At 68.7% G+C, this 24,425-nt stretch carries 22 protein-coding genes; 17 read left to right on the top strand and 5 right to left on the bottom strand.

Going from position 1 to position 24,425, the window contains the following annotated elements; translation table 11 throughout:
• The first annotated feature begins 67 nt into the window (after positions 1–67).
• The 6 genes from EDD31_RS01560 to frdD are packed head-to-tail and all read left to right on the top strand — an operon-like array spanning position 68 to position 6,645.
• Positions 68–1,576 (top strand): anion permease, encoded by a 1,509-nt coding sequence (locus EDD31_RS01560; RefSeq protein WP_123304975.1) that lies wholly within the window; start codon positions 68–70, stop codon positions 1,574–1,576.
• Positions 1,577–1,624: 48 nt separating this feature from the next.
• Positions 1,625–3,064, top strand: a complete 1,440-nt coding sequence (locus EDD31_RS01555; RefSeq protein ID WP_123302614.1) for a class II fumarate hydratase — start codon at positions 1,625–1,627, stop codon at positions 3,062–3,064.
• Positions 3,064–4,863, top strand: coding sequence for a fumarate reductase (quinol) flavoprotein subunit (gene frdA / locus EDD31_RS01550; RefSeq protein WP_123302613.1), 1,800 nt, complete (start codon positions 3,064–3,066; stop codon positions 4,861–4,863). The genes EDD31_RS01555 and frdA overlap by 1 nt, the downstream gene beginning before the upstream one ends.
• Positions 4,860–5,741, top strand: a complete 882-nt coding sequence (locus EDD31_RS01545) for a succinate dehydrogenase/fumarate reductase iron-sulfur subunit (RefSeq protein ID WP_123302612.1) — start codon at positions 4,860–4,862, stop codon at positions 5,739–5,741. Before frdA ends, EDD31_RS01545 begins: the two co-directional genes overlap by 4 nt.
• On the top strand, positions 5,738–6,289 hold the full coding sequence (locus EDD31_RS01540) for a fumarate reductase subunit C (protein WP_123302611.1): 552 nt from the start codon (positions 5,738–5,740) through the stop codon (positions 6,287–6,289). The genes EDD31_RS01545 and EDD31_RS01540 overlap by 4 nt, the downstream gene beginning before the upstream one ends.
• Positions 6,286–6,645: a fumarate reductase subunit FrdD gene (gene frdD / locus EDD31_RS01535; RefSeq protein ID WP_170163145.1), complete on the top strand. Its 360-nt coding sequence runs from the start codon at positions 6,286–6,288 to the stop codon at positions 6,643–6,645. Before EDD31_RS01540 ends, frdD begins: the two co-directional genes overlap by 4 nt.
• Before the next feature lie 141 nt (positions 6,646–6,786).
• Here frdD and EDD31_RS01530 read toward each other — a convergent pair whose 3' ends face one another.
• Entirely contained in the window at positions 6,787–7,458 is a 672-nt protein-coding gene (locus EDD31_RS01530) for a response regulator (RefSeq protein WP_123302609.1), read from the bottom strand.
• A 185-nt stretch (positions 7,459–7,643) separates the two neighbouring features.
• Between EDD31_RS01530 and EDD31_RS01525 the strand changes: the two genes are divergently transcribed.
• The gene (locus EDD31_RS01525) at positions 7,644–8,195 is read left to right on the top strand and encodes a hypothetical protein (RefSeq protein WP_123302608.1); all 552 of its coding nucleotides are present in this window, start codon (positions 7,644–7,646) and stop codon (positions 8,193–8,195) included.
• Positions 8,196–8,469: 274 nt separating this feature from the next.
• Here the strand turns inward: EDD31_RS01525 and EDD31_RS01520 are convergent, their stop codons facing one another.
• The gene (locus EDD31_RS01520; RefSeq protein WP_123302607.1) at positions 8,470–9,192 is read right to left on the bottom strand and encodes an IclR family transcriptional regulator; all 723 of its coding nucleotides are present in this window, start codon (positions 9,190–9,192) and stop codon (positions 8,470–8,472) included.
• Positions 9,193–9,299: 107 nt separating this feature from the next.
• Here EDD31_RS01520 and leuC point away from each other — a divergent pair, with 107 nt between their 5' ends.
• Together leuC and leuD are read left to right on the top strand one after the other, a co-directional pair.
• Positions 9,300–10,727, top strand: coding sequence for a 3-isopropylmalate dehydratase large subunit (leuC, locus tag EDD31_RS01515; RefSeq protein ID WP_123302606.1), 1,428 nt, complete (start codon positions 9,300–9,302; stop codon positions 10,725–10,727).
• 25 nt (positions 10,728–10,752) lie between these two features.
• Positions 10,753–11,439, top strand: a complete 687-nt coding sequence (leuD, locus tag EDD31_RS01510; protein WP_123302605.1) for a 3-isopropylmalate dehydratase small subunit — start codon at positions 10,753–10,755, stop codon at positions 11,437–11,439.
• A gap of 69 nt (positions 11,440–11,508) precedes the next feature.
• Here the strand turns inward: leuD and adhE are convergent, their stop codons facing one another.
• Complete coding sequence (gene adhE, locus EDD31_RS01505) at positions 11,509–14,244, bottom strand: bifunctional acetaldehyde-CoA/alcohol dehydrogenase (protein ID WP_211336144.1); 2,736 nt, start codon at positions 14,242–14,244, stop codon at positions 11,509–11,511.
• A gap of 234 nt (positions 14,245–14,478) precedes the next feature.
• Between adhE and murA the strand changes: the two genes are divergently transcribed.
• The 5 genes from murA to EDD31_RS01480 all read left to right on the top strand — a co-directional run bounded on the left by murA (position 14,479) and on the right by EDD31_RS01480 (position 19,241).
• The gene (gene murA / locus EDD31_RS01500) at positions 14,479–15,798 is read left to right on the top strand and encodes a UDP-N-acetylglucosamine 1-carboxyvinyltransferase (protein ID WP_123302603.1); all 1,320 of its coding nucleotides are present in this window, start codon (positions 14,479–14,481) and stop codon (positions 15,796–15,798) included.
• Between the two features lie 173 nt (positions 15,799–15,971).
• Complete coding sequence (locus tag EDD31_RS01495) at positions 15,972–16,508, top strand: hypothetical protein (RefSeq protein ID WP_245990731.1); 537 nt, start codon at positions 15,972–15,974, stop codon at positions 16,506–16,508.
• A gap of 17 nt (positions 16,509–16,525) precedes the next feature.
• On the top strand, positions 16,526–17,776 hold the full coding sequence (locus EDD31_RS01490) for a sensor histidine kinase (RefSeq protein WP_170163144.1): 1,251 nt from the start codon (positions 16,526–16,528) through the stop codon (positions 17,774–17,776).
• Positions 17,773–18,378: a response regulator transcription factor gene (locus tag EDD31_RS01485; RefSeq protein ID WP_123302601.1), complete on the top strand. Its 606-nt coding sequence runs from the start codon at positions 17,773–17,775 to the stop codon at positions 18,376–18,378. The genes EDD31_RS01490 and EDD31_RS01485 overlap by 4 nt, the downstream gene beginning before the upstream one ends.
• Positions 18,379–18,443: 65 nt before the next feature.
• Positions 18,444–19,241 carry a lysophospholipid acyltransferase family protein gene (locus tag EDD31_RS01480; RefSeq protein ID WP_123302600.1) on the top strand — a complete coding sequence of 266 codons (798 nt, stop codon included), beginning with the start codon at positions 18,444–18,446 and terminating at the stop codon, positions 19,239–19,241.
• An 18-nt stretch (positions 19,242–19,259) separates the two neighbouring features.
• On the opposite strand, the gene EDD31_RS01475 is transcribed toward EDD31_RS01480, so the two are convergent.
• Positions 19,260–20,414 carry a trans-sulfuration enzyme family protein gene (locus EDD31_RS01475; RefSeq protein ID WP_123302599.1) on the bottom strand — a complete coding sequence of 385 codons (1,155 nt, stop codon included), beginning with the start codon at positions 20,412–20,414 and terminating at the stop codon, positions 19,260–19,262.
• 50 nt (positions 20,415–20,464) lie between these two features.
• Between EDD31_RS01475 and EDD31_RS01470 the strand changes: the two genes are divergently transcribed.
• Entirely contained in the window at positions 20,465–21,610 is a 1,146-nt protein-coding gene (locus tag EDD31_RS01470; protein WP_245990728.1) for a D-alanine--D-alanine ligase family protein, read from the top strand.
• Here the strand turns inward: EDD31_RS01470 and EDD31_RS01465 are convergent.
• Positions 21,607–22,110, bottom strand: a complete 504-nt coding sequence (locus EDD31_RS01465; protein WP_123302598.1) for a DUF3515 family protein — start codon at positions 22,108–22,110, stop codon at positions 21,607–21,609. The genes EDD31_RS01470 and EDD31_RS01465 overlap by 4 nt on opposite strands.
• Before the next feature lie 87 nt (positions 22,111–22,197).
• On the opposite strand from EDD31_RS01465, the gene EDD31_RS01460 reads away from it, so the two are divergent.
• Positions 22,198–23,223 (top strand): thiamine-phosphate kinase, encoded by a 1,026-nt coding sequence (locus EDD31_RS01460; protein ID WP_123304968.1) that lies wholly within the window; start codon positions 22,198–22,200, stop codon positions 23,221–23,223.
• 123 nt (positions 23,224–23,346) lie between these two features.
• Positions 23,347–24,405: an iron ABC transporter substrate-binding protein gene (locus EDD31_RS01455; protein WP_123302597.1), complete on the top strand. Its 1,059-nt coding sequence runs from the start codon at positions 23,347–23,349 to the stop codon at positions 24,403–24,405.
• Positions 24,406–24,425 lie beyond the last annotated feature (20 nt).

The following is a 24,425-nucleotide window of genomic DNA, read 5'->3' as shown; positions in this document are numbered from 1 at the left end:
GACCCCACGCCCAGGACACGCTCGCGAGGGTCTGTCACCGGGTGCGCGGCACGACGAAGGCGACATGATGAGCATTGTTCCCACCGTCCCAGACCATCCACGTGCGGAACCGGCGAAGGATGGCACCTCCCCACCTCTGCCACGAGGCCCGCAGCGGGTCACGACACTGGCGCCTGCGGCCCTCCTGCGTCTGCTGATCCCCATCGGGGTGGCGCTGATCCTCTGGTTCGTCCCGCCTCCGCCCGGCGTGGAACAGGTCGCGTGGCACCTGTTCGCGATCTTCGTCGCCACCATCGTCGGCGTCATCGCGCGGCCGCTGCCGATGGGCGCGGTCTGCCTCATCGCGATCACCGCCGTGATCCTGACCGGGACACTCGAACCGGCCGAGGCGCTGTCCGGTTTCTCCAACGCCACCATCTGGTTGATCGTCACGGCCTTTCTCATCTCCCGGGCGGTCATCAAGTCCGGGCTGGGCACCAGAATCGCGCTGTTCTTCGTCTCCCGGATCGGCTCCAGGGTCCTCGGCGTCAGCTACGCCATGGCCATCACGGACCTGATCCTGGCACCGGCGACGCCCTCGAACACGGCCCGCGCCGGCGGGGTGATCATGCCGATCCTGCGCTCGATCTCCTCCACCTACGGCAGCGAACCGAACTCCCCGACCGCCAAGCGCGCAGGCGCCTTCTTCGTCCTCACGGCCTTCCAGGTCAACGTGGTCACCTCGGCGATGTTCCTCACCGCCATGGCGGCCAACCCGCTGGCCGCTCAGCTCGCCGGCGACCAGGGCGTGACCATCACCTGGGGCACGTGGGCGCTGGCCGCGATCGTCCCGGGACTGATCTCCCTGCTGGTCGTGCCCGCACTGATCTACAAGGTCTTCCCGCCCGAGATCAAGAAGACCCCGGAGGCCGCCGCGCAGGCCCGCACCCAGCTCCGTGGCCTCGGCAAGCTCACGGCCCCGGAATGGGCCGTGGTGGGCACGCTCGTCCTCCTGCTCCTGCTGTGGACCGTCGGCGATGCCGCCCTGGGGCTCTCGGCCACCACCTCCGCCCTGGTGGGCCTCGGCGTGCTCCTCGTTGTCGGCGCACTCACCTGGGAGGACGTCAAGAGCGAGAAGGCCGCCTGGGACACCCTGGTGTGGTTCGCCGCCCTGGTCATGATGGCCACCTACCTCAACGAGCTCGGCCTCATCCCGTGGCTCAGTGACCAGATGGCCTCGGTGGTCGGCGGCATGGGATGGACCACGGCCTTCGTGATCCTCACCCTCGTCTACTTCTTCAGCCACTACCTGTTCGCCTCGAACACTGCGCACGTCTCGGCGATGTATGCCGCCTTCCTCGGCACCGCGATCGCCGCGGGGGCGCCGCCGCTCTTCGCCGCGCTGGTGCTCGGGTTCATCTCCTCCCTCTTCGCCTCGCTGACCCACTACTCCTCCGGGCCTGCGCCGGTCCTCTTCGGCACCGGCTATGTCTCGCTCGGCGAGTGGTGGCGGTACGGCCTCATGATCGGCGTCGTGAACATCGCCATCTGGATGGGCGCGGGCGGGGCCTGGATGAAGCTGCTTGGCATGTGGTGAGCAACCCCCACCGGCCCCTTCCCCATACGACAGACAAGGACCACTGACATGACCACCGAGACAGCCACCACCACCGCCCCCGCCGGCTACCGCATCGAACACGACACCATGGGCGAGGTCTTCGTCCCCGAGCAGGCCAAGTACCGTGCGCAGACCCAGCGGGCCGTCGAGAACTTCGGTATCTCCAGCGCCCGCCTCGCCCCCCAGCACATTGCCGCGCTCGGCCAGATCAAGCGGGCCGCCGCGCGCGCCAATGCCGAACTGCGGGTGCTGGACCCCGATATCGCCGGAGTGATCGCTGAGGCGGCCGCTGAGGTCGCCCAGGGCCGGTGGGACGAGGAGTTCCCCATCGACGTCTTCCAGACGGGCTCGGGGACCTCGTCGAACATGAACGCGAACGAGGTGATCGCCACGCTGGCCTCGGAATTGCTGGGCCATCCCGTGCACCCGAATGACCACGTGAACGCCTCCCAGTCGAGCAACGACGTCTTCCCGTCCTCCATCCACGTGGCCGCCACCGCAGCGGTGCTCGACGAGCTCCTGCCGGCCCTGAACCACCTGGCAGTGGCGCTGGAGGCCAAGGCCGAGGAGTTCGCCGATGTCGTCAAAGCCGGGCGCACCCACCTCATGGATGCCACGCCGGTGACCCTGGGGCAGGAGTTCGGTGGCTATGCCACCCAGGTGCGCTACGGCATCGCCCGCGTCGAGAGCGCCGTGCCCCGCCTGGCCGAGCTGCCGCTGGGTGGCACGGCCGTGGGAACGGGGATCAACACCCCGGCCGGCTTCCCGCAACGAGTGATCGCCCTGGTGGCGGAGCAGACCGGGCTGCCACTGACCGAGGCCGGTGACCACTTCGAGGCGCAGAGCGCCATGGACGGCCTGGTGGAGACCTCCGGGGCGCTGCGCACGGTGGCAGTGAGCTTCGCCAAGATCTGCAACGACCTGCGGTGGATGGGATCCGGGCCGCTCACCGGCCTCGGTGAGATCGCGCTGCCGGACCTGCAGCCGGGTTCCTCGATCATGCCCGGCAAGGTCAATCCGGTCATTCCCGAGGCTGTGCTGCAGGTGGTCTCCCAGGTCCTCGGCAACGATGCCGTCATCGTGCACGCGGGCGCCTCCGGCAGCTTCGAGCTGAACGTCCAGCTCCCGGTGATCGCACGGAACCTCCTGGAGTCCATCACCCTGCTCACCAACGGTGCCCGGCGGCTGGCCGACAAGTGCGTCAGCGGGATCACCGCCCATGTGGAGCAGTGCCGCGCCTACGCGGAGTCCTCGCCCTCGATCGTGACACCGCTGAACCGGGTCATCGGCTATGAGGCAGCCGCGAAGGTGGCCAAGCACGCCGTCTCCGCGGGGGTGACGATCCGCGAGGCCGTGGTGGCCCTGGGGTATGTCGAGCGCGGCGAGGTCACCGAGGAACAGCTCGACACCGCACTTGACGTGCTGTCCATGACGGTGGCGCCTTCGGGCGAGAGGGGCAGGGCCTGATGCGTACCGAACGGGCCGACGTCGTCATCATCGGGGGAGGGGGAGCGGGGCTGCGGACCGCGATCGAAGTGGCCCGCACCCGGCCGTCCCTGAGCATCGCCCTGATCTCGAAGGTCTACCCGATGCGATCCCACACCGTGGCCGCGGAGGGCGGCTCTGCGGGAGTGGTCGGCGCCGAGGATTCCCTCCAGGCGCACTTCCACGACACCGTCTCCGGTGGGGACTGGCTGTGCGACCAGGACGTGGTCCAGTACTTCGTGGAGCACGCCACCGAGGAGATGTACCAGCTGGAACGGTGGGGCTGCCCGTGGAGCCGCCAGGACGACGGCTCGGTGAACGTGCGGCGCTTCGGGGGCATGAGCCAGCCGCGGACCTGGTTCGCGGCGGACAAGACCGGGTTCCACATCCTGCACACCCTGTTCCAGACCTCCTTGCAGTACCCGCAGATCCAGCGGCATGACGAGGTCTTCGCACTGGACCTGGTGGTGGAGGACGGCCGGGTGGCCGGCGTGGTCGGCTACGACCAGCGTGAGGGCTACCCGGTGCTGATCGAGTCCGGCGCGGTCGTGCTCGCCACCGGAGGCGCGGGGAGGGCCTACGCCCAGAACACCAATGGTGCGATCGTCACCGGTGACGGGATGGCCATGGCCTACCGGGCCGGGGTCCGCCTGCGTGACATGGAGTTCGTGCAGTACCACCCCACCGGCCTGCCCGGTTCGGGCATCCTCATCACCGAGGGGTGCCGCGGCGAGGGCGGGGTGTTGCTGAACAAGGACGGGTACCGCTATCTCCAGGATTATGGTCTTGGTCCGGAGACCCCGGTGGGCCAGCCCAAGACCAAGTACATGGAGCTTGGCCCTCGCGACCGCCTCTCTCAGGCCTTCTGGCACGAGCAGCAGGCAGGGCGCACCATCACCACTCCACGCGGGGAGGCGGTCCACCTGGACCTGCGTCACCTCGGACGGGACTACCTGCGTGAGCGGCTGCCGATGATCTACGGCCTGGCTGAGCAGTACGTGGGCGTCGACCCGGCCAAAGAGCCGATTCCGGTGGCACCGAGCGTGCACTACACCATGGGCGGTATCGAGACCGATGTGACGACCGCGACCGTGCTCCACGGCCTCTTCGCCGTCGGTGAGTGCGCCTCCTCGGGATTGCACGGGGCCAACCGGCTCGGTTCCAACTCCCTGGCGGAACTCGTGGTCTTCGGGAAGGTCGCGGGCGAACAGGCGGCGAACCTGGCCTGGGAGGAGCCCCGCGGCCCCGCGGCCTCGGTGCGGGCCCGCGCTGCGGAGATCGCCGAGGGGTACGTCTCCATGATGGGCCGGGGCACCGAGAGCCAGGCCGAGATCCGGGCCGAGCTCGGGCGCACGATGGACGACGAGGTCGGGATTTTTCGCACCGGCGAGGGGATCGAGCGGGCAGTGGCCAAGGTCGCTGATCTCAAGGAGCGCCATCGGGCGGTCCGGGTGGATGACACCTGCCCCGTCTATAACACCGACTGGGCTCAGGCCATCGAGCTCGGCGCTCTCATCGATGTCGCCGAGGTCATGGTGCACTCGGCCGCGCAACGCACGGAGTCACGGGGTTCCCACCAGCGCCTGGATGGGTTCACCGAGCGTGATGACGAGCGATTCCTGGCTCACACCGTGGCCAGTTACCGGCCCGGGGCTGCGCCGAGTATCGGCTACCAGGAGGTGGTCATCACCAGTTCGCCACCGGCCACCCGCGCCTACGGTGATGCCGGCCAGAACACCAAGGCCTCTGCCGTCGCAGGAGCCGGGAAGGAACAGTCATGAGCGAGCAGACGGTCGCCGCTGGTGGAGGCTGTGAGGGCTGCAGCTGCGCAGGTTCCTGCGGGTCCGGCGGCGCCACGGCTGACGCGGCCGCTGCCGGTTCCACCGCCGTGCTGGGCACGGTGACGCTCGAGGTCCTGCGCTACCGACCGGACCGTGACGGCGCTCCCCAACTTGCCACCTACCAGGTGCCCTACAGCACCGAGACCTCGGTGGTCGATGCCCTGAACTGGGTCAAGGACACCGCCGACAGTTCCCTGGCCTTCCGCTGGTCCTGCCGGATGGGGATCTGCGGTAGCTGCGGAATGATGATCAACGGCCTGCCCCGGCTCGCCTGTGAGACCTTCGTGCGGGACTTCGCCTCCGAGGGTCTGCGGGTCGAGCCCTTGGAGAACTTCTCCGTGGAGCGCGATCTTGTCGTGGACCTGGAGCCCTTCCTCGAGCGGCTGACTGCGGTCAAACCGTGGATCGTGCCCGGTGAGGATGCTCCGGATGGTTCCCCCGGGCAGGAGGGATATCGCCAGACGCCCGAGCAGATGCTCGCTTACCACGACTTCGCGGCCTGCATGAACTGCATGCTGTGCTATGCGGCCTGCCCCCAGGTGAACATCGCCGCCGACTTCCTCGGCCCGGCAGCCATTGCCACGGCCATTCGCTACGACAAGGACAGCCGGGACTGCGGCGAGGAAGGACGCATGCCGGTCCTGGACGCCGAGAACGGGATCTGGCCCTGCACCTTCGTGGGCGCATGCTCCACGGTCTGCCCTAAGGGCGTGGACCCGGCCGCGGCCATTCAGCAGGCCAAGATGGCGGTCTCCCTGTCCTGGGCGGCCGAGTTCGTCAGCCCCCACAAGGGGGCCCAAGAGGGGAGGATGACATGAACGTCGCGACCTCAAGGCCGAGGGCCTTACCGCAGCGGGCGGTCCGGGGCCAGCGTCCCGCCACTGGCGCCGCCAGGCGAGCGTTTCCGGCGCACGCCGACTCCGGAGTGCTGACGGTGCTCGACGAGCGCGGCGTCGGGCAACCCATGAGTCACCGGCGCCCCTACTTCCGTCCGCTGCCACGGCTGTGGTTCCTGCGCTCGCGGGAGTTCCGCGCCTACGCCCTGCGCGAAGTGTCCAGCTTCGTGGTCGGCTTCTTCGTCCTCGACCTCGTGGTGGGCCTGGTGGCCCTGCACCTCGGGCCGCAGGCGTGGGAGTGGTGGCTGAGGCTGCAGGTCCACCCGGTCAACGTCGCCCTGATCGTCCTTGCCCTGGCCATGACGATCGTGCACGCGGTGACCTGGTTCGCTGCGGCGCCGAAGATCGTCAAGGTCCGCCTCGGGCGGTCCTACTTGGGCGACGGATGGATCATCGCGGCCCAGTACCTGGCGCTCGCTGCCGTCGCCGCCGCGTTGGTGTTCTGGCTGATCCTGGGAGGTGCGTCGTGAGGCGCTGGGAGAACCGCACCAACGAATCGGTGATGTGGGCGATCTTCGCGGGCGGCGGGCAGCTCGCCGTGGTGACGATGCCTGCGCTGGTCGTGGTGTTCGGCTTGCTCATCCCCTTCGGCGTCTTCGGGGACGCCGGTCAGACCTACGCCGCACTCTCCGGGGCGCTGACCCATCCGGCGATTTCCTTCGCGGTGTGCGCCGCACTCGGCATCATCCTGTGGCACTGCTGCCACCGTGGCTACCACGCGCTGCATGATCTGGGACTGCATCCGCCCGAGATCGTGCGGGCATCCATCTACGGCATCGCGATCCTGATCCCGGCCGCCGGCTGGGTCCTGGCGCTGACTGCCTAGTACCCCACTCGCCCCGCCGGTTGCGCGGAGTCGCCACCGACAGCCGGCGGGGTCCCGCACCGAAGAGGCCCGGGCCTCAGACAGGAAGGAGGTGACACGATGACGGCTTGTCCGGCCACAGGGCGCCGGAGGTGGACGGAGTCAGTCCAGGTGGCTGGCGCGGCGGTCCGGAACCGCCGTGGCCCGCAAGCGGGCGGAGAGCGCCGCAGCCTCGGTGCGGCGACGCATGTCCAGCTTGTTCAGCAGCGACGTGACGTGGTTCTTCACGGTCTTCTCCGCCAGGAACAACTGCTCGCCGATCTCGCGGTTGGTGTGCCCGTGCCCAATGAGATCGAGCACCTCGCGCTCGCGGTCCGAGAGCGAGGCCAGCGGATCGGTCGGGGTCGCGCCACGCTCCCGCAGTCGATGCATCATCCGCACGGTGGATTCCGGGTCGAGCAGAGCTCGCCCCTCAGCCAAGGTGCGCACGGCGCCCACGAGATCGGTGCCGTGGATCTGCTTGAGCACATATCCGGAGGCGCCCGCCATCACCGCGTCGAAGAGAGCTTCATCATCCGCGAAAGAGGTCAGCATGAGGCACTTCAGCTCCGGCACACGCGAGCGCACCTCGCGGCACACAGTGATGCCGTCGCCGTCGGGCAGGCGGACATCGAGGATGGCCACGTCCGGGCGCAGTGCAGGGATCCGAGCGATGGCCTGGGCGGCCGTGCCGGCCTCGCCGACGATCTCGATGTCCTCCTGGGCGTCCAGCATGGCCATCACACCCCGGCGGACGACCTCATGGTCGTCGAGAACGAATACGCGAATGGTCATACCCGCCACGGTACGCCGCGCAGGGCGGCCATGGCTTCTCCATGGTCCTGACCTGCTTGCCCAAAGGTCCCGGCCCCGTCAGGACTTCCGCCCGAGGGCACCGAGGGCGCGCCTTGGAACTATTGCAGTGACGCCAAAGAGGCGCCGGTCCGGTGACCCGGGCCCATCCGGAAAGGACCAGTTCCATGACCACCACCAAGGCCTCCCTCCCCCCCGTCTCGAGCTCGCATGACCGGCCACGCACCGTGGCACAGCGCGATGCCGGCGGATATGCGATCGCCGTGGTCCGCATCATGCTGGGTTGGTACTTCCTCTGGGCATTCATCGACAAGACCTTCGGCTTCGGGTTCGCGACTCCCGCGGAGAATGCCTGGATTCGCGGAGGCAGCCCGACCACGGGATACCTGAGCAACGTCGAGGGGCCCTTCGGCGGCCTGTTCAACTCGATGGCCGGCATCACGGTCTTCGACTGGCTCTTCCAGCTGGGACTGCTCGGCATCGGCGTGACCATGCTGCTCGGCATCGGTGTGCGAGTGGGCGCCGCGGCAGGCGCCGCGATGCTGTTCTTCATGTACCTGGCCGCGCTGCCGATCGCCACCAACCCGATCTTCGATGACCACCTGATGCTCGCCGGCGTCATGGTCATCATGGGCCTGACCGCTGCAGGCGGTGTGCTGGGCTTCGGCAAGCGCTGGGCGGAACTCGACCTGGTGAAGAAGCAGCGCTGGCTCATCTGAGCCGACCACCTGCCCCGCTGGGCAGGTCGACGAACCGGGCCCGGAGGATACTCGGCTCCCACCCCTCCTCCGGGCCTGCAAGACCGGGCGATCACCCGCCCGCAGAACCGGGCGCCAGTCCTAGCGCCCCCGATCGACCCGGCCGCTGTGATGCGGGAGAGGCCTGCAGTGGCCGGGCGAATGACGAAGGCCCCGGAGAGATCCGGGGCCTTCGTTCTGCGTGGGGGAGTGCGCATTGCTTCCTGGCCTGAGCCGAGACGCCGCGACGGGTTGGTCAGTCCTGGTCGATGCGCTTGAGGAACTCGCTGAGGCGAGTGGCTGCTGCGACGACCGCGGCCCCGTGCAGACGACCCGGCTGGCGGCCCATGCGCTCAACGGGCCCGGAGACCGAGACCGCAGCGATGACCCGGCCCGAGGGCCCCCGCACCGGCGCGGAGATCGAGGCCACTCCCGGCTCGCGTTCGCCGACCGACTGGGACCACCCGCGGCGGCGGACCTGAGAGAGGGCAGTGGCCGTGAAGGCTGCGCCGTGCAGACCGCGGTGCAGGCGGTCCGGTTCTTCCCAGGCGAGGAGTACCTGGGCGGCTGAACCGGCGAGCATGGAGAGCGTGGCCCCCACGGGAATCGAATCGCGCAGGCCCATCTGACGTTCGGCCGCGGCCACGCAGATGCGCTGGTCTCCCTGGCGGCGATAGAGCTGCGCGGACTCATTGGTGTGGTCTCGCAGGGCGGTCAGGACCGGCCCGGCGGCGCTGAGTAGGCGGTCCTCGCCGGCGGCGGAGGCGAGCTCCGCCAGCCGCGGACCCAGCACGAACCGGCCCTGCATGTCACGGGAAACGAGGCGGTGATGTTCCAGCGCCACCGCGAGGCGATGCGCGGTCGGCCGCGCGAGGTGAGTGGTGGCCACGAGCTGGGCGAGAGTGGCCGGACCGGCCTCCAGAGCGCTCAGGACAGTGGCCGCCTTGTCAAGTACGCCGACTCCGCTAGAGTTGTCCATGGGGCGATACTCTCATCTCAGCGCCTGAGACGGCAAGAGGTGAAGCGTTGTGATCGCGCTGGCACGGCAGGCGACGATCTGCACGATAACGAGAAGGAGCAAGTGAGATGAGCGGAACGCTGGCCGAAAAGGTCTGGGACGCGCACGTCGTGCGTGAAGGGGAGAGGGGCGCTCCCGACCTCCTCTACATCGATCTGCACCTCGTGCACGAGGTCACCAGCCCGCAGGCTTTCGAAGGTCTGCGCCTGGCGGGGCGCCCCGTGCGCCGTCCCGATCTCACCATCGCCACCGAGGACCACAACACCCCCACGCTGAACATCGACCGGCCCATCGCCGATCCGACCTCGCGCACCCAGATCCAGACTCTGCGGACCAACGCCGAGGAGTTCGGCGTGCGGCTGCATTCCCTGGGTGACGCCGATCAGGGCATCGTGCACGTGGTCGGGCCGCAGCTCGGCCTGACCATGCCGGGCCTGACCGTGGTGTGCGGCGACTCCCACACCTCGACCCATGGCGCCTTCGGTGCGCTGGCCTTCGGCATCGGTACGTCTGAGGTGGAGCACGTGCTGGCCACCCAGACCCTGCCGCTCACCCCCTTCAAGACCATGGCGATCAACGTCGACGGAGAGTTGAAGCCGGGCACCACCGCCAAGGACATCATCCTGGCCATCATTGCCAAGATCGGCACCGGCGGCGGCCAGGGTTATGTCCTGGAGTACCGGGGCGAGGCCATTCGCAAGCTCTCGATGGAAGCGCGGATGACCATCTGCAACATGTCCATCGAGGCAGGCGCCCGCGCCGGCATGATCGCCCCGGACGAGATCACCTTCGAGTACATCCAGGGCCGCCCCCACGCCCCGGAGGGGCAGGACTGGGAGGAGGCGGTGGCGTACTGGAAGACGCTGCGCTCCGACGATGACGCCGTCTTCGACGCCGAGGTCACCTTGAACGCCAGTGAACTCGAACCCTTTGTCACCTGGGGCACCAACCCCGGTCAGGGACTGCCGCTCTCCGCTCATGTGCCCGATCCGGTCGATATCGCGGATGAGTCCGAACGTCGCGCTGCCGAGCGGGCGCTGGAGTACATGGACCTCAAGCCCGGGACGCCGCTGCGCGAGATCCCGGTGGACGTCGTCTTCATGGGTTCATGTACCAACGGCCGGATCGAGGACCTGCGTGCCTTCGCCGACGTCATCAAGGGCCGGCAGAAAGCTCCGGACGTTCAGGTTCTTGTGGTGCCCGGTTCCGCGCGGGTGCGGTTGCAGGCTGAAGCCGAGGGGCTGGACAAGGTCATCGAGGCCTTCGGCGCGGAGTGGCGCAATGCTGGGTGCTCGATGTGCCTGGGCATGAACCCCGACCAGCTCACCCCCGGTCAGCGCGCCGCCTCCACCTCGAACCGCAACTTCGAAGGTCGGCAGGGCAAGGGCGGGCGCACCCACCTCGTCTCGCCACTGGTCGCGGCCGCCACGGCGGTACGCGGCACCCTGTCCACCCCGACTGACCTGGAGCCGGTGCGCGAGCCGGCCATGGTCTGAGCGCCGGCTGAGAAGGAGAACCGACATGGAAAAGGTCATCACGCACACGGGCATCGGCGTGCCGCTGCGGCAGTCGAACGTGGACACCGACCAGATCATCCCGGCCGTCTACCTCAAGCGCGTCACACGGACCGGCTTCGAGGATGCGCTCTTCGCCGCCTGGCGAGGCAACGACGGCTTCGTCCTGAACCAGCCCGCCTACAGCCAGGGTTCGGTGCTTGTGGCCGGCCCGGACTTCGGCACCGGCTCCTCGCGTCAGCACGCGGTGTGGGCTCTGAAGGACTACGGCTTCCGGGTGGTGCTCTCCCCGAAGTTCGCCGACATCTTCCGCGGCAACGCCGGTAAGGAAGGCCTGGTGGCCGGTGTCGTCTCCCAGGAGGACGCCGAGATGCTGTGGAAGGTGCTCGAATCCGAACCGGGCACGCAGATCACCGTGGATCTCGAGCACAAGACGGTGGTGGCCGGCGATGTGCACTGCACCTTCGAGATTGACGACTACACTCGCTGGCGCCTGATGGAAGGCCTGGACGACATCAGCCTGACCCTGCAGCAGGAGGAGCACATCACCTCCTTCGAGGCGAGCCGTGCTGGATGGCGGCCGACCACGCTGCCCGCGAAGCACCTGCCCCCGGTGCACATCATGGCGGCGCGCCCGGCCGGCCTCGGCACGGGCGAAGGCTTGCCCGCGAATGCCGATGTGCCGCTGAGCTGAGCGCTCGGCAGCGAGAACCCAGGCCCCCCTTGCCGCGCCGCGGCAAGGGGGGCCTGGGCATCTGGTCGCTCAGCTGGCCGTGGAAGCCTTCTGCTTCGGCTTCGCAGCGGCCTGACGCGTCGGGTTCATGTCCACGTACGCCACGCCCGCCTTGCGCTGCTTGGCCACCTCCTCCTGGGAGATGTCGTAGTACGCGGCCACCATGATGTCCTTCATATCCTGGAGCATGGGCAGCCGGGGGTTGGCCGGAGCGCACTGGTCTTCGTAAGCGCGCATGGCGAGGGTGTCCAAGTCACCGATGTAGGCCTTCTCCGGTACGCCCTGGGCGGCGAAGGAGCTCTCGACGCCGATCCGGTCGGCGAGGTCGCGCACCGCCCGAGCGTAGGACTCGACGCCCTCCTCCGGTGTGGAGGCGGGCAGGCCCAGGTGCTTCGCGATCTCCTGGAAGCGCTCCGGGGCGATGTAGCGTTCCGCCTTCGGCCAGCCGGTCACCTTGCCGGAGACCTGCCCGTTGTAGCGGATGGCGTAAGGCAGGAGCATCGCATTCGTTCGGCCGTGCACCAGTTTGAAGGTGGCCCCGACCGTGTGCGACATCGCGTGGACGATGCCGAGGAAGGCGTTCCCGAACGCCATGCCGGCGATCGTGGCGGCGTTGTGCATTTTCTCGCGCGCCTTGGTGACGTCGCCCACGCCGTTGACGGACTGCTCGATGTTCTCGAAGACCAGCTTGATCGCGTGCAGGGCCATGCCGTCGGTGAAGTCGTTGGCATAGACGCTCACGTAGGCCTCGGTGGCGTGGGTGAGGGCGTCCATGCCGGAGTCCGCGGCGAGGTTTGCCGGCATCGAGGCGGTGAGCATCGGGTCGATGATGGCCACCGTGGGCGTGAGGGCATAGTCGGCTAGCGGGTACTTGAATCCGGTGGCGTGGTCGGAGATCACCGCGAACGGTGTGACCTCGGCGCCGGTGCCCGAGGACGTCGGGATGCAGACCAGCTGGGCCAGCTTGCCCAGCATGGGGTACTGGAAGGCGCGCTTGCGGACGTCGAAGAACTTCTCGCGCAGGTCGGCGAAGTCGAGTTCTGGGTGCTCGTACTTCAACCACATGACCTTGGCGGCGTCCATGGGGGAGCCGCCGCCGATGGCGATGATGGTGTCCGGGCGGTGATCACGCATCAGGTCGGCCCCGCGCTCGACCGTTTCCACGCTCGGCTCGGGTTCGACCGTGTCGATGATCTGGACGGCCACTTTCTGCTCGCGGCGGTGGAGGACGTCGAGCACCTTGTCGACGATGCCGAGCTGGCTCATGACGCGGTCGGTCACGACCGTCACCCGGTCCACGCCGTTCATATCAGCCAGGTACTGGATGGCGTTCGGCTCGAAATACGTCTTGGCGGGAACCTTGAACCACTGCATGTTGTTGTTCCGCCTCGCGATCCGCTTGACGTTGATGAGGTTGAGTGCCGAGACGTTGTTGGAGACCGAGTTGTGGCCGTAGGAGCCGCATCCCAGCGTGAGCGAGGGGATCAGGGCGTTGTAGATGTCGCCGATGCCGCCGAGGGCAGCGGGCTGGTTCCACAGCACCCTGACGGCTTTGACGGCGTTCCCGAAGCGCTCGGTCAGATCTTTGTCCTGGGTGTGGATGGCCGCCGAGTGACCGAGACCATCGAACTCCACCATCTTTTCCGCCAGCCGGATGCCGTGCTCGGTGGACTTCGAGCGCAGCACCGCCAGCACCGGGGTGAGCTTCTCGCGGCTGAGTGGCTCCTGGGGTCCCACGCCGGAGATCTCAGCCAGCAGGATGGAGGTGTCGTCCGGGATGGAGAATCCGGCCTGTTCCGCGATCCACTGAGCTGATTGACCCACCACGCCTGCGTTGAGCTTGGCGTTGGCGCAGTTCTCCGAGGTCGCGGTGGCGCCGAAGATCAGCTGCTCGAGCTTCGCCTTCTCCTCCGGGGTGACCAGGTAGGCGTGCATCTTGGCGAACTCCGCCAAGGTTTCGTCGTAGATCTCGTTGTCGATGATCACCGCCTGCTCCGAGGCGCAGACCATGCCGTTGTCGAATCCCTTGGAGAGCACGATGTCGTTCACAGCCTGGCCGAGCTTCGCTGACTTCTCCACGTAGGCAGGCACGTTCCCGGCGCCGACGCCCAGCGCCGGCTTGCCGGTGGAGTACGCGGCTCGGACCATGCCGGCGCCGCCCGTGGCGAGCACCATCGAGACCCCGGGGTGGTTCATCAGCTCGGCGGTGGCCTCCACCGAGGGGTGTTCGATCCACTGGATGCAGTCCTCCGGCGCCCCTGAGGCCACGGCAGCGTCACGCACGATCCGGGCTGCCGCCACCGAGCACTGCTGTGCGTGAGGGTGGAAGCCGAAGACGATGGGGTTGCGGGTCTTCAGAGCGATCAGCGCCTTGAAGATCGTGGTGGACGTCGGGTTGGTGACGGGGGTGACGCCCGCGACGACGCCCACCGGGTCTGCGACTTCGACGATGCCGCGGAGCTCATCACGGCTGATGACACCGACGGTCTTCATGCCGGCCATCGAATGGGTGACGTGCTCGCAGGCGAAGATGTTCTTCGTGGTCTTGTCCTCGAAGACCCCGCGGCCGGTCTCCTCCACGGCCAGGAGCGCCAAGTTGCCGTGTTCGTGCAGGGCGGCGACCGACGCCTTCTTGACGATGTGGTCGATACTCTCCTGATCGAAGGAGGCATACGCGGACAGGGCCGCCAGGCCGCGCTGGACGAGGGCGTCAACCTCTTCGCTGGCTGTCGTGGTGGGCGTGGCGGCCGCTGGGGGCCTCGCCATGGCTCGGGTCGTGGTGCTCACTAGTGCGCCCCTCTCAGAGACGTGAATCATCAGGCTCTGGCTCCCACCTCAATGATTTCATGGAAGGTCCCCGTGACCTAGTCCACGGCCTTGTGAGCCCTCCCACCGGCACGGGGCGGCGTCCCGCTCGATCTGCCTGTCCCGCCTATCCTGAAACGGCGCCGTGACCATGCGGCGCCGCAGGAGGCCCGCGATGGGGTCGGTGAGGTGGACATGAGCGAGTTTCTGACCGTCGAGGGCGGCACGCCGCTGACCGGCGAGATCACGGTCCGGGGCGCGAAGAACTTCGTCTCCAAGGCCATGGTCGCTTCCCTGCTCGGCGAGACCGCCTCGGAGCTGTCCAACGTCCCGGTGATCCGCGATGTCGATGTGGTCGCCGACCTCCTCCGTCTACATGGAGTGACCGTGGACCATGAGCGTGCTTCCGGCGTGCTGCATCTGGACCCCTCCGACGTCGAGTCCGCGCACGTGGCCGACATCGACGCCTACGCCGGCTCCTCGCGCATCCCGATCCTCTTCTGCGGGCCGTTGCTGCACCGGCTGGGGGAGGCCTTCATCCCCGACCTCGGCGGTTGCCGGATCGGCGACCGGCCGATCGACTACCACCTCGACATCCTGCGCCGCTTCGGCGCCGTCGTGGACAAGACTGCCGGCGGTATCCACATCAAGGCCCCGGCTGGGCTCACCGGCACCAAGATCGAGTTGCCGTACCCGTCCGTGGGCGCCACGGAGCAGACGCTGCTCTCGGCGGTGCGTGCGCGAGGAGTCACCGAACTGCGCAACGCGGCCATCGAGCCGGAGATCACTGATCTCATCGCGGTGCTGCAGAAGATGGGCGCGATCATCTCGGTGGACACCGACCGCACCATCCGGATCGAGGGTGTGGATCGTCTGGAGGGCTACCGCCACACCTCACTCGCCGACCGCATCGAGGCGGGCTCCTGGGCGAGTGCCGCCTTGGTCACCGGCGGTGACGTCTTCGTGCGTGGTGCGACCCAGCCCGAGATGATGACCTTCCTGAACACCTTCCGCAAGGTGGGTGGAGCCTTCGACATCCGCGATGACGGCATTCGTTTCTGGCACCCCGGCGGCGACCTGCAGTCCATCGTGTTGGAGACCGACGTCCACCCTGGATTCATGACCGACTGGCAGCAGCCCTTGGTCGTGGCCCTGACCCAGGCCAAGGGATTGTCGATCGTGCACGAGACGGTCTACGAGAATCGCTTCGGATTCACCGAGGCGTTGCGGGGCATGGGCGCCACCATCCAGGTCTACCGTGAGTGCCTGGGCGGGTTGGACTGCCGGTTCGGGCGCCGGAACTTCCTGCACTCTGCCGTGGTGTCCGGCCGGACACCGCTGCGCGCTGCCGACATCGTCGTGCCGGATCTGCGCGGCGGCTTCTCTCACCTGATCGCCGCGCTGGCCGCCGAGGGCACCTCGCGGGTGCACGGCATCTCGATCATCAATCGCGGCTACGAGGACTTCCAGGGCAAGCTCGAGGCGCTCAGCGCGCGCGCAGCGCTGACGAACTAGCGGCTCGGCGGTGGCTGCTACCCGCTCACCCATGACACCTGTCATGGTCACGGCATGCGCACCGCAGCCGGAGCAGTGAGCGGGCGCATGGGGCCGGGTCGGATTCCGGGGAGAGGCTGGAGACATCCAGTTCTCGCCGCCCCGGCCCGGGGCCGACCCCGAAGGAGCCTGCGATGCTCTCCGATTTCTTCTACGACCTCGGCGTCACCGACGCACTGATCTGGCTGGCCGGGCAACTCGGCGGCGCCGAGTGGTGGATGCAGATCCTGCTCCTCGTGCTCGGCGGCGCCATCCCGGGTATCGAGTCATACAACGGTTCCTTCTTCGGAACCTTCTTCGGCGTCCATCCCGCCATGGCCATCCCCTCCGCGGTCATCGGTAATCTGATCGCCACGCTGGGTCTGGTGATGCTGCTCTCCGCTCTCCGCACTGCGGCGACGAGGAATCGGCGGGAGAAGGAAAAGAAGGACACCTGGGTGCGCCGCCGCGTGCTCAGGGCCGCCGAACGCTACGGCGTCCCCGGTGCGTGCCTCCTCGGACCCCTGACGCTGCCCAGCCAGATCACTGCAGCAGTCCTGGTGGCGATCGGAGCGAAGCGCAACCAGGTGCTGCTCTGGCAGGCGATCTCCATCCTGCTGTGGGGCGTGGCCTTCGGTCTCTTCGGTGAGGTCATCCTGCGCTGGATCGGTCCGGACATCTCGGGCGCCTGATGCGAGACTCGGGAGCTGTGATCACCTTCATGCGCCATCGAACCGACCCGGAGCGGGTCGAGGCCTACACCGCGTGGTCCCTCGTGGGCAGTTTCGTGGTGGTGCCCATCGTGGCCCTCACGGTGATCTCCTCCGTGAACGGCTTCGAAGGGGAACACCTGCCATGGGCCTCGGCCTACCTGGCCGCAGCCCTGGCCCAGGCGGGATTCGGGGCATGGACCAGCTCGCGGGCCATCCGGCGGCTGCGGGAGGACGTGATGGTCTCGCCCACCGTGCTGATGCTCAATGGAGCGCTGGCCCTCCTCGTCGCCGCGCTCGCCCTGGGACTCGAGGCAGGATCCGGACTGGGTGGGCGCGCCGGTGGTGTGGCGCTCGCCTTCGCGGTCTGCCTGATGGCTCTCGGCACGGCACTGCCGATGCGGGTCCTGGTCCTACTTTCCGCCCTCGGCGCCGCCGGGGTCGCGGTGGTGGCGTGGTCCATGGCGCCGGACGCCCCGGATGCGGACCTCCGGTACCTCCAGCCACTCCCAGCCTTCATCTCGGTGGGGGTCGCGACGATCGCCATCGTGGCGAGCTATCGCTTCTCGGTCTGGCTGCTTGCCGTCGTCTGGGAACTGGACCGGACGCGCACCGCCCACGCCAGGCTCGCCGTCGCCGAGGAGCGGCTGCGCTTCTCCCGCGATCTGCATGATGTCGTCGGCCGCGCCCTGTCCGCGGTCGCCGTGAAGAGCGAGCTGGCCTCCGCCCTGGCCGCCCGCGGTCAGGAGGGGGCCCTGGAGCAGATGGGTGAAGTCCGCGATCTGGCGCAGGAGACGCTGAAGGAGGTGCGCGGCGTGGTGGCGGGCTATCGCGTGGCCGACCTCGGGGGTGAGATCGAAGGCGCACGTTCCGTGCTGCGTTCCGCCGGGACCGCGGTCGAGATCATCGGTGCCGAGGACGGCGCCGGGCTGCCTCAGGGTGTGCAGGAGGCCTTGGCCTGGGTCGTCCGGGAGTCGGTGACCAACGTGGTGCGGCACGCCGCGGCCGCCCACTGCACCATTGAGTTGCGCGTGAACCCGCCCGGATCGGCGCGCCTGGAGGTCCGCAACGACGGCGTCGGCCGGGCGCCGCGGGCTCGGGGTGGATCAGGTCTGGCCGGCCTGCGCGAGCGCCTGGCGCCCCTGGGCGGTGATCTGGAAACCACACTCGATGGCGAGTGGTACACCCTGAGCGCAGTGTTGCCCGTGACCGAGGCCAATACCTCCACCATCGAAAGAGGGCCCTCATGATCCGCATCCTGCTTGCCGACGACGAGGGCCTCATCCGCGATGCGCTCGCCGGGCTGCTCTCCTTGGAGGAGGACCTCGACGTCGTCGCCACGGCCGCCTCCGGTGAGGAGGCCGTGATCCAGGCCCGCCATCATCGCCCGGACGTGGCGGTGCTCGACCTGCAGATGCCGGACGGCGACGGCATCGAGACCGCCATACGGATCCATGCGGAGATCGAGGGCTGCCGCACCATGATCGTGACCAGCCACGGACGGCCCGGCTATCTGAAGAAGGCCCTGTCCAGCGGTATCAGCGGGTTCTTGCCCAAGACCGTCTCGTCCCATGCCCTGGCGGCGGCAGTACGGCAGGTGCACGACGACGGCCGCTACGTTGACCCCGACCTCGCTGCCGAGGCCATCAGCGCGGGGGACTCTCCGCTCACGCCCCGGGAGTCGGACGTGCTGGAGTTGGCTGCCGATGGTGCTTCGGCCGAGGAGATCGCTGCTCGTGCGCATCTGAGCCCCGGCACGGTGCGCAACTACCTCTCCGCGGCCGCCGCCAAGCTCGGAGCGCAGAATCGGCATGAGGCGGTGCGGGTCGCTCGGCGGCACGGTTGGATCTAGGTCCCCTCGGCGTCGTAGCGGCGCAGTCGACGGCGGCGAGGGCCAGCATGACTTAGCCTGCAGGCGTGGGTAAGCGCCGAGTCTCCTTCCTCTACCGGGTGTTCGTGGTTCTCCTGATCCCGGCCATCACCGTGGTCACGCGCCGAACCTGGCGCGGTGGTGAACACATCCCCCGCGAAGGCGGCTTCATCGCGGTCTCGAATCACGTCAGTGATCTCGACCCCATCACCTTCGGGCACTTCCTCCTCAGTCATGGAGCGCCGCCGCACTACATGGCCAAGGACTCGCTCTTCCGGGTGCCGATCTTCGGTTGGATGTTCAAACACGCCGATCAGATCCCGGTCTACCGCGGCACCGCCCAGGCCTCGGAATCCCTCGTGGCCGCCGAGGCAGCACTGGCCGAGGGCAAGTGCGTGGCGATGTACCCCGAAGGCACCCTCACCCGCGACCCTGACATGTGGCCGATGACCTCGCGGCCCGGGGTGGGCCGGCTCGCGCTGACCACCAAGGCTCCGGTGATTCCGGTGGCGCAGTGGGGAGCGCACCGAATCATTCCGCGCTACCGCGTGCTTCCCCGGATCATCCCGCGCAAGAAGATCGCGGTGCTGGCCGGGCCGCCGGTCGATCTCTCGGATCTGTATGACCAGCCGCTGGAGCCGGCGGTGCTCACCGAGGCCACCGAACGCATCATGGCCGCGCTGACCGCCGGGGTGGCCGAGATCCGGGGAGAAGCCCCGCCCGAACGTCCCTACGATCTGCGGAGAGACGGCGACCCGCTGCTCGAGCAGGACTCCTGGGCCGGGCGCCGCGCGCGCGCCAGCCAGGGACGCAAGGCCAAGAAGCGCGAGAAACGCCCGAGGTAGGCCACCTCCCCGGGCCGATCAGCTGCCTGCGGGCACGCTCGCCGTCAGCGCCGCCTCGAGATCCCGCCAGAGGTCCTCGAGATCCTCGATCCCCACCGAGAGGCGCAGCAAGTCCTCGGGGACGCTGGCGGCTTCGGCGGACAATCTCCGTCGTCGTTCCAGGCTGGACTCCACTCCGCCGAGAGACGTGGCCGGGAGCCACAGGCGCACGCGCCGGGTGACCTCCGCGGCGGCCTCGGCACCACCCCGCGGGCGGAGCGTCAGGATCGGCCCGAAGCCGCTCATCTGTGCCGCCGCACGCTCGTGCTGGGGGTGGCTGGCCAGGCCCGGATAACCCACATGCTCGACCAGGTGGTGGGCCTCGAGCCGCCGGGCCAGCTCACGGGCGTTCTGCTCGGAGCGCTCCGCGCGCAGCGCGAGGGTGCGCAGTCCGCGCAAGGCAAGCCAGGTCTCCATCGGTCCGGGGATCGCGCCCCCGGTCCGGCGGCGGGCAAGCAGTCGCTCGTGCAGCTCCGTGCTCGAGGTCAGGGCCGCCCCGAGCAGCACGTCGGAGTGGCCCGCGAGCTGCTTGGTCACGGAGTGCACCACCACATCGGCCCCCAGGTGCAGCGGCTGTTGCAGCAGGGGAGTGGCGAAGGTGTTGTCCACCACCGTCAGCGCGCCGACGGCTCGTGCGGCTGCCGCCAGACGTGAGATGTCCGCGACCTCGAGCATCGGGTTGGTGGGGGACTCGATCCAGAGCATCCCGGCCGGCGCTTCGCCAGCGGGACGTAGCGCGGCGATCACGGCCTCGGTGTCGGCGATGTCCACCTCCCGCACGGTGCCCCCCTCGCGCCGGGCCTGCTCGTGCGCGGCGGTCAGCGTCGAGAGATAGGCGTGCCGGGGGGCCACGATCACGGCGCCGGGCTCGGCCAGGCGCAGTGCGGCATCGATGACCGCCATGCCCGAGGAGAACACCAGACCAGGCAGCTCGGCCTGCTCGAGGGCGGCCAGGGCCCTTTCGAGCGGCTGCCAGGTCTCGGTGTCGTAGCGCGTGTAGAGCAGGGAGCCCGTGGGGTCCTCGATGGAGGTGTACGTGGAGGAGAACACCACGGGCGGATTGACCGGGGAGCCTTGGTTCCGAGCGGGACGGCCCGCGGAGACGGCGAGGGTGGCGGGGGAGGGGCGCGGCATTGTCGAGTTGTCCACGTCGCTACGTTACCGAGCCGGGTAACGTGGCCGGGGTGAGCATCACCTCCTCTCCCGAGCCCGGACCTGACGCCGCGGCGGACCGCGGGAAGACCCGAATCGCCCTCGTCTTCGGTGGACGCTCCGGGGAACACTCGGTCTCCTGCGCCACGGCCGCCGCGGTCTTGCAGGCGATCGACCGCGACCGGTACGAGGTGGTGCCGATCGGGATTACCCGCGATGGGCACTGGGTGCTGACCGCGGACGATCCCGCATTGCTCGAAGGCGGCCGGGCCGAGGTGACGGCCGCAGAGCCGGCACGGGTGCTCATGCCGCTGGGGTCGACCAGCGCACCGCTGGTCCTGGCCGAGCCCGGGCAGGTGCCCCGCGAGCTCGCTGCGGTGGACGTGGTGCTGCCGCTGCTGCACGGGCCCTTTGGGGAGGACGGGACCATTCAGGGCCTGCTCGAGCTGGCCGAGGTGCGCTACGTCGGCTCCGGGGTGCTGGCCTCGGCAGCGGGCATGGACAAGCACTACATGAAGATCGTGCTGGCCGCGCACGGCCTGCCCATCGGGCCGCACACCGTCATCACGCCCCGGATGTGGCAGGTGGAGAAAGAGTCCTCAATGGCCTCGGCGGCCGCGTTGGGATGGCCGGTCTTCGTCAAGCCGGCGCGGGCCGGCTCCTCCCTCGGCGTGTCCCGGGCCAGCAATCTCGAGGAACTCGAGGCCGCCATCGAGGCCGCACGCGCACACGACCCCAAGGTGGTGGTCGAGGCCGCTCAGGTCGGCCGCGAGATCGAGATCGGTGTCCTCCAGGGCCGCGGGGACGAGCCGCCGCGCACCACGGTTCCCGGCGAGATCGTGCTGGAGAGCCCGGCGGCGGGATTCTACGACTACAACACGAAGTACCTCGAGGAGGTCGAGACCATGGCGATCCCGGCGGAGCTGCCGCCGGTGGTCGCCGGACGCTTGCGTGATCTCGCCATCGAGTCCTTCACCGCTCTGGGGTGCGAGGGGCCGGCGCGGGTGGACTTCTTCGTCAACGGTGAGGACGTGGCGGTCAACGAGGTCAACACCATGCCGGGCTTCACGCCTCGCTCGATGTACCCCGCGCTGTGGCAGGCCAGCGGGCTGAGCTATCCCGCCTTGCTCGACGAGCTGATCGCCCTGGCTGCCGAGCGTCCGACCGGCTTGCGTTAGTTCTCCACGTCGTAAGCACCCACGCAGGCTCGCTCGGCGGGTATCCGGCTCACGGCGGGGCCGAGTTCGGCCAGGTAGGCGGCGGCCTGGCCATCTCCGACCAGCGCCACGGGTACCACCACCTCGACGGCGGGAACGCGGCCGTACGTGATGAAGGTCCATGCGCCGCCGCTCGCGCCCGCCTCCGGCTCATCCTCGGCCACCGAGACCCAGTCCACCGCCGTGTCACCGACCTCCACGTTCACGCAACGGTCGGTCGTCGGCGGGGGCGGGGCGACCCCGCAGCGCAGCGTGGCCGCAGGAGAGCCCCATGCGGTGGTGGCTTGTGAGGAGGTGGAGCGGCGCTCGAAGCCCTGGAGTTCATCCGGGGAAGCGAGCAGCACCTCCGCGCAGGCGGGATCCGCAGCGTAGGAGCCGGCGGGTATGTCCACCGGCGCCGCGCATCCGGTGAGCAGGATCAAGCCCGCGAGGATCGCGTAGCTCCAGACTCGGCGTGGCACCCGGCCAGTCTAGGAGCGCCTGGGCCGCACCGAGGTACAGGCGGTCGGCGAGCGACCGACGCCTGAGGGCGCGCTAGCGTGCTCCTGATGGAAAAGACAGTGCGTGACCTCAGTGAGGACGAGCTTCTCGCCTCCTTCCTGCCCCTGTTGCCGCGAGGCCGGAACACCGAGGTGCCTACCGGTGACGACGCCGCGGTCATCGCGGCGCCGGATGGCCGATACGTCGTCACCACCGACGTCCTGGTCGAAGACCGGCACTTCCGCCGGCACTGGGGGAGCGCCGAGGATGTCGGCTGGCGGGCGGCGGCACAGAACCTCGCCGACGTCGCCGCCATGGGCGCGGTGCCCACCTCGTTGGTGATCTCGCTCGTACTGCCCCCGCAGACGCCGGTGGCCTGGGTGCAGGGCTTCGCCCGCGGGCTGGCGCAGCTCTGCGAGCCCGTGGGGGTGGGCGTCGATGGGGGCGATCTGTCCTCCGGTGCACAGATCGTGGCAGCGGTGACCGCGCACGGCACGCTGCAGGGCCGGGCGCCGGTGCTGCGCTCCACCGCCCGGCCGGGTGATGTCCTGGCGCATGCCGGAGTGCTCGGTCATGCGGCGGCCGGCTATGCCCTGCTGAACGAAGCCGGCGACACAGGCCCGGAGACGGAGGCTGTGCTCGCAGACCTGGGCGTCGAGGCGGCCACAGCGACGATGTTCCGTCGTGTCTTCCTCCGCCCCGATCCGCCGCTCCAGGCCGGTCCTGCGGCGGCGATGGCCGGAGCGAGCGCCATGATGGATGTGTCCGACGGGCTGCTGCGCGATGCCGGCAGGCTCGCCCGCGCCTCGCGCAGCCTGATCGACCTCTCCAGCGCGGCACTGGCTCCTGCCGTGACGGCGCTCGAGCCGGTGTCAGTCCCCCTCGGGCTCAGCGCTCTGGACTGGGTGCTGAGCGGCGGCGAGGACCACGGCTTGCTCGCGACCTTCCCGCCCGGAACAGCCGTGCCACCGCCCTTCCGTCCCCTTGGCACCGTGAGCGCGGCGGGCAGTGGAGGTCACGCGCACGGGGCCGTGCTGCTCGATGGCACCACACCGGACGTTGCGCGCCCCGGGTGGGACCACTTCGCGGGCTGATGAGGCTGTCCGCCGCACGTGAGGCGATAGACATTAACATCACATTTGCGTGACGCAATTGCCAGAGGTTCGACTGACGTGTTTAGGTTAGGTCGCCCTAACCCGCAGACCTCTGGAGAGACGATGAAGAGTTCCCGCCGTGTGGCGGTCACCGCGACCGCCGCCGCATTCAGTCTGGCACTGGCCGGGTGCAACGACAGCGGAACCGACAGTCCCGATGGCGCGGATGTGGGCGCTGAAGGATCCGGCGAACCGGTGGTCCTGTACAGCGGACGCGGCGAGGACCTGATTCAGCCGATCATTGACGAGTTCACGGAGCAGACCGGCATCGAGGTCGAGGTCCGTTACGGCAACACCCCGGAGATGGCGGCCCAGGTGATCCAGGAGGGTGACGCCTCGCCGGCGGATGTCTACCTGGGCCAGGATGCCGGCTCCCTGGGGGCGATCTCGGCCGAAGGTCTGTTCGCCACCCTGCCCGACGAGATCCTGGAGCAGGTGCCCGCGGAGTACCGCGCGGCCGATGGATCCTGGGTAGGCCTCAGTGGCCGTGCCCGCGTCCTGGGCTACTCCTCCGCCTCGGTCGAGTCATCGGATCTGCCGGACTCGATCTTCGAGCTGACGGAGCCAGAATGGCAGGGGCGGCTGGGGGTCGCCCCCACCAACGCCTCCTTCCAGTCCTTCGTCACGGCCTTGCGCGTGACCGAGGGCGACGATGTCGCACTCGAGTGGCTCGAGGGCATCGCCGGCAACGACCCGCAGATCTATGAGGGCAACGGGGGGATCGTCGCGGATCTGCAGAACGACTCCATCGATGTCGGCCTCATCAACCACTACTACGTCTACGGCACGGCGCAGGAGGAAGGCGTTGAGCCGGAGGACCTGAACGTTCAGCTGCACTTCTTCACCGGAGGAGACGTCGGTGGCCTGCTGAACGTCTCGGGTGCCGGTCTTGTCGGTGAGGCGGACAACGAGGATGCCCTGGCGCTCGTGGAGTTCCTGCTCGGAGAGACCGCACAGGAGTTCTTCCGCGACGACAACTCCGAGTACCCCGTGGTGCCAGATCTCGGCCAGTCCCCGCATCTGCCGGCACTGGAGGACCTCGAGCTCCCGGACATCGATCTGAACGACCTGGGCGACCTGCAGCAAACCGTCGAGCTGATCTCCCAGGCAGGGCTGGCCTGATCCGCTCACCACGCTTCGCA

Origin of the sequence: Bogoriella caseilytica (assembly GCF_003752405.1) — a bacterium.
Lineage (GTDB): Bacteria > Actinomycetota > Actinomycetes > Actinomycetales > Actinomycetaceae > Allobogoriella > Allobogoriella caseilytica.
Note: the sequence above shows the minus strand (reverse complement) of the source record. Positions and strands in the feature narration are given on the sequence as shown.